Annotated in this window: 4 protein-coding genes; 2 read left to right on the top strand and 2 right to left on the bottom strand. The window is 75.3% G+C overall.

Annotated elements, in window-relative coordinates:
* Window positions 1-208 precede the first annotated feature (208 nt).
* Window positions 209-1,435, bottom strand: a complete 1,227-nt coding sequence (locus tag AC0CYZ_RS07350) for a PQQ-dependent sugar dehydrogenase (protein ID WP_472213801.1) — start codon at window positions 1,433-1,435, stop codon at window positions 209-211.
* 66 nt (window positions 1,436-1,501) lie between these two features.
* Here AC0CYZ_RS07350 and AC0CYZ_RS07345 point away from each other — a divergent pair, with 66 nt between their 5' ends.
* Window positions 1,502-2,440 carry a 2-hydroxyacid dehydrogenase gene (locus AC0CYZ_RS07345; protein ID WP_472213799.1) on the top strand — a complete coding sequence of 313 codons (939 nt, stop codon included), beginning with the start codon at window positions 1,502-1,504 and terminating at the stop codon, window positions 2,438-2,440.
* A 75-nt stretch (window positions 2,441-2,515) separates the two neighbouring features.
* Window positions 2,516-3,148: a DoxX family membrane protein gene (locus tag AC0CYZ_RS07340; protein WP_472213797.1), complete on the top strand. Its 633-nt coding sequence runs from the start codon at window positions 2,516-2,518 to the stop codon at window positions 3,146-3,148.
* On the opposite strand, the gene ilvD is transcribed toward AC0CYZ_RS07340, so the two are convergent.
* Window positions 3,145-4,984 (bottom strand): dihydroxy-acid dehydratase (gene ilvD / locus AC0CYZ_RS07335; protein ID WP_472213795.1); only part of this gene is annotated, 1,840 nt, incomplete at its 5' end. The genes AC0CYZ_RS07340 and ilvD overlap by 4 nt on opposite strands.

Below are 4,984 nucleotides of genomic sequence, written 5' to 3'. Positions count from 1 at the left end.
CCAGCGTCTCGACCGCGTCGATCACCGTCCAGGCCAGATGCCCCTCGGGCAGCCAGTCCCGCACATCAGGAGGCAGCAGGAACCCGGTGTCACGGTCCACCGGCCGGAAGTCACGAGCCACCCCAAGATCCAATCAGGAGCGGTGGCGGCCGTCTACAAATCCCGACAGGCTCTATGGCACGGACAACTGCTCACGAGCCGGAGGCACCTAGTCCGGACCCGAGCCACCGCCCGACGGCGGGCGGATGCGGATCACGCGGTCGTCCGTCGGACCCGGAGTCCCGCCCGGGTCCTTGTTGACCGTGCCGATCCAGAGCATCCCGTCGGAGGCGAGGTCCGCCCCGGAGATGCGCCCGTAGGTGTTCTGCAGCACCGCCTCCGGCGCCCCGACGAAGCGCCCCTCCGCCGTCGGCTTGAGCGCGAACATCGCCTTCGCCCCGCTCAGCCCGACGAGCAGCGAGCCCCCGCCGGCGGCGCACCCGTCCACCCCCGGCCGGTCGGGCCAGGTCCAGGCCGGCGCCGCGGCGGCCGCCCCGCCGGGAGCGCTCCCGGGCCGGACGCCCAGGAGGACGTCCCGGGTGCCGGCGCGGTCGGTCACCCACGTCGTGTTCGAGGAGACGTCCGGGCACACGTCACCGGGGGAGTGCAGCCCCGAGCCGATCACCGGCGACGTCGGGTCCGGGTCGCCCGGCGCGGGCCGGCCGAACGGGTCGATACGCAGCAGCTTCCCCGCGAGCGACCGCGGGGCGGCCGCCACGCCCGCGTCGCCGGCGTCGCCTGTCGCCACCAGCAGCGTCCCGGTCGGCTCCACCCCGATCGCGCCGCGGTTCCCCGACGCCGGGCCGCGCGGGATGCCCGAGAGCACCGGCTTCGGGACGTCGCCCGGGGCGATGCGCAGCACCGCGTTCCCGGCGGCCGTCGTCGCGTAGGCGTAGATCAGCTGGTCCTCGGTGAAGGTGGGGGAGAGCGCGAGCCCGGTGAGCCCGCCGTCCCCCGTGGCGTCGACGGGGACCGTCGCGACGACCGCCGGCGCGGTGTCGGGCGCGACGCGCAGGACCTGCCCCGTCGTGCGCTCCGCGACGAGCGCGGCCGAGCCGCCGGGCAGCGTGACGACCGCCGCGACCGGCCCCAGGCACGTCGCCACCACCTGCGGGTCGGGGTCCACACACGGTCCCGGCGCGGGCACCGGGCCGCCCGCCGGGGGCGCACCGGGCGGCGACGGTTCCGACGGTGCGGGCGACTGCGGCGAGGGCACCTTCTCCGCGCCGATCTCGGGGTTGTCGCGCCACGGCTGCGACGACGCGTCCGGGAACCGGGCGCACCCCGCGGCGAGGAGGGCGACCACGAGCAGGAGCGCCGCGGCGAGGCCGCGCGAGGTCCTGGCCGGGGCGGTCGGACGTCGCCCGTCCGGCACGGGGAACCACGGACCGGACACGGGCGGACAGCCTAGGCGCCGGCGGCTGAGCGCACCGTGAGCCGGTCGGCACTAGCCTCGTCGGCCATGGCCGAGAACAGCGAGCTGATCGTCCTGGTGCCCGACGAGGTCGGGGAGCGCGCCCTCGCCCCGCTCGACGGCGTGCGGCCGGTCCGCTACGACGAGTCCGCCGGTCCCGAGGGACTGCCGCCCGAGGCCGCGGAGGCCGAGGTCCTCGTCCCGGGGTTCCTCGCGCAGGACGCCGCGGCGGCCATGATGCACGCCTGCCCGAAGCTGCGGCTCGTCCAGCTGCTCTCGGCGGGGGCGGAGAAATTCGTCGGCCACCTCCCCGACGGCGTCGCGCTCTCCGACTGCAAGGGCGCGCACGGCGGGGTCACCGCCGAGTGGGTGCTCGCCACCGTCCTCGCCGTCGTCCGGGAGATCCCGCTCTTCGTCCGCAACCAGCTCTCCGGGACCTGGGACCAGCACGTCACCGACACCCTGCTGGGCAAGCGGGTGCTGCTCGTCGGGGCGGGGGACCTCGCGGAGCAGACCTCGCGCCGCCTCGCGCCGTTCGACGTCGGGCCGGTCACCCTGGTCGGCAGCCGCGCCCGCGAGGGTGTCCACGGGGTCGACGAGCTGCCCGACCTCCTGCCCGAGGCCGACGTCGTGGTGCTCCTCGTGCCCCTCACCGACGCGACCCGGGGGCTGGTCGACGCGGAGTTCCTCGCCGCCATGGCCGACGGCGCCATCCTCGTCAACGGCGCCCGCGGGCCCGTCGTCGTCACCGACGCCCTCCTCGCGGAACTGCAGGCCGAGCGGCTGCGGGTCGCCCTCGACGTCACCGACCCCGAGCCGCTGCCCGCCGACCACCCGCTCTGGTCGGCGCCCAACCTGCTCATCACCCCCCACGTCGGGGGCAGCGTGCCGGGGCACCTGGACCGCGCCTACCGCGTCGTCGTGACGCAGCTCGAGGCCGTGCGCGCCGGGGAGGACCCGCCCAATCTGGTCGTCGGGCAGTACTAGCTCCGCCGCCGCGTGGCGACGTGATCACCCGATCGTGCCGCCCTAGGCTGCGCGGCCGTGGGGTGGCGGAGATCCGTGCGCGTCGGGGAGCCGGTGTCCGTGATGGGCTTCGAGGGTGCACCGCACGACACGGCGGTGTTCCCGTGGCGCGCGGGTGAGGACGCCCTCGGCTCCGCGGCCGACGAGCCGTTCCCGACGCGGGCCGTGCTCGTCCGGCCCTGGGGCGCCGACGCCGGGCTGCTGCTCGTCCGCGTGGTCCTCGGGCTGACCGCGCTCTTCCGCGGTGCCCGCGCCCTGTTCGACCTGCCCCGCGGGCACGGCGGTGCCGACGCGGTCGCCACGGTCGTCGCGGGCCACGGCTTCACCCCGGTCGTCCCGCTGGTCACTGCCTACGGGTGGGCGCTGCTCGCGGCCGGTGTGCTCGTGGGCCTCGGGGTGTTCGCGTCGTTCGCGGCGTCCGCGCTGGTGGCGATCGGTGTGGTCGCGCTGGGCGCGGGCCTGCCGGGGGCCTGGTCGGCCCTCGACGTCGGGCCGGTCGCGGGGCCGCTCCACGGGCTGGTCCTCGCGTGCGTCGTGGTGCTCGTCGGGCCGGGCCGCTTCAGCGGCGACGCCGATCGGGCCTGGTTCCGCGCCCAGACCCCGGTCGGCGTCACGTGCATGATCATCGGCGTCGGCACCGGCCTGACGGTGCTGTTCGCCTTCCGCTAGAGAGCGCGGACCGCGCCCGTCGCGCCGGACGTCACGAGCTTCGCGTAGGCCCGCAGCGCGCTCGTCAGCGGGCGGTTGCGCTCCTGCGCGGGCTGCCACGGCCGCTCGGAGGCCTCCATCTTCGCGCGGCGCTCGGCGAGCACGTCGTCGTCGACGAGCAGCTCGATCCGCCGGGCGTCGACGTCGATGAGGATCTGGTCGCCCTGCTCGACGAGCCCGATCGTGCCGCCCGCCGCGGCCTCCGGCGAGATGTGCCCGACGCTGATGCCCGACGACCCGCCCGAGAAGCGGCCGTCGGTGATCAACGCACACACCGCGCCGAGGCCCGCGCCCTTGAGGAACGCGGTCGGGTGCAGCATCTCCTGCATGCCCGGCCCGCCCGCGGGGCCCTCGTAGCGCACGACGACGACGTCGCCCGGCGCCACCTCGCGCTTGAGGATGACCGAGACCGCCTCCTCCTGGGAGTCGACGACGCGGGCGGGTCCCTGGAAGTGGCGCCCGTCCTCGGGCAGCCCGGCGCTCTTGATCACGGCGCCCTCGGTCGACAGGTTGCCGGTGAGGACGGCGAGGCCGCCGTCGGCGGAGAACGCGTGCGCGACGTCGTGGATGCACCCGGTGGCCGCGTCGGTGTCGAGGGAGCTCCAGCGGTTGGCCGTCGAGAACGGCTCGGTGGTGCGCACGCCGCCGGGGGCGGCGTGGAACAGCTCGACGGCCTCGTCGGACGGCTGCGTCCCGCGGATGTCCCAGTGCCCCAGCCACGCCTCGAGCGAGTCGGCGTGCACCGCGTGGACGTCGCGGTGCAGCAGGTCCGCGCGGTCGAGCTCGCCGAGGATCGCCGGGATGCCGCCGGCGCGGTGGACGTCCTCCATGTGGAAGTTCGAGTTCGGCGCGACCTTGCTGACGCACGGCACCCGGCGGCTGACCGCGTCGATGTCGGCGAGGGTGAAGTCGAGGCCCGCCTCGTGGGCGGCGGCGAGGATGTGCAGCACCGTGTTGGTGGAGCCGCCCATCGCGACGTCGAGCGCCATCGCGTTCTCGAAGGCGTGCCGGTTCGCGACCTCGCGCGGCAGCGCCGAGGCGTCGTCGTGCTCGTACCACCGCCGCGCCAGCTCGACGACGGTGCGCCCGGCCCGCTCGAAGAGCGCCTTGCGGGCGACGTGCGTCGCGAGGGTGGAGCCGTTGCCGGGCAGCGAGAGCCCGAGCGCCTCGGTGAGGCAGTTCATGGAGTTCGCGGTGAACATGCCCGAGCAGGAGCCGCAGGTCGGGCAGGCCGAGCGCTCGACCTCGGTGAGGCCCTCGTCGTCGACCTCGCTCGACGCACTGGCCGAGATCGCGGTGATCAGGTCGGTCGGCGCCTGTGCGACGCCCCCGACGACGACCGCCTTGCCGGCCTCCATCGGCCCGCCGGACACGAAGACCGTCGGGATGTTGAGCCGCAGGGCCGCGTTGAGCATGCCGGGCGTGATCTTGTCGCAGTTCGAGATGCAGACCAGGGCGTCGACGGCGTGGCCCTGGACCATGTGCTCGACGGAGTCCGCGATGACCTCGCGGCTCGGCAGCGAGTGCAGCATCCCGCCGTGGCCCATGGCGATGCCGTCGTCGACGGCGATGGTGTGGAACTCGCGCGGCACGCCGCCCGCGGCGCGGACGGCATCGGCCACGATCGTCCCGACGTCGCGCAGGTGCACGTGGCCGGGCACGAACTGCGTGAAGGAGTTCGCCACCGCCACGATCGGCTTGCCGAAGTCGGAGTCGGTCATCCCCGTCGCCCGCCAGAGCGCGCGCGCACCCGCCATGTTGCGGCCGTGGGTGGAGGTGCGGGAGCGGAGCGGCGGC

It is taken from the genome of Actinomycetospora sp. (genome assembly GCF_055612215.1).
This window is presented reverse-complemented; position numbering and strand designations above follow the sequence as displayed.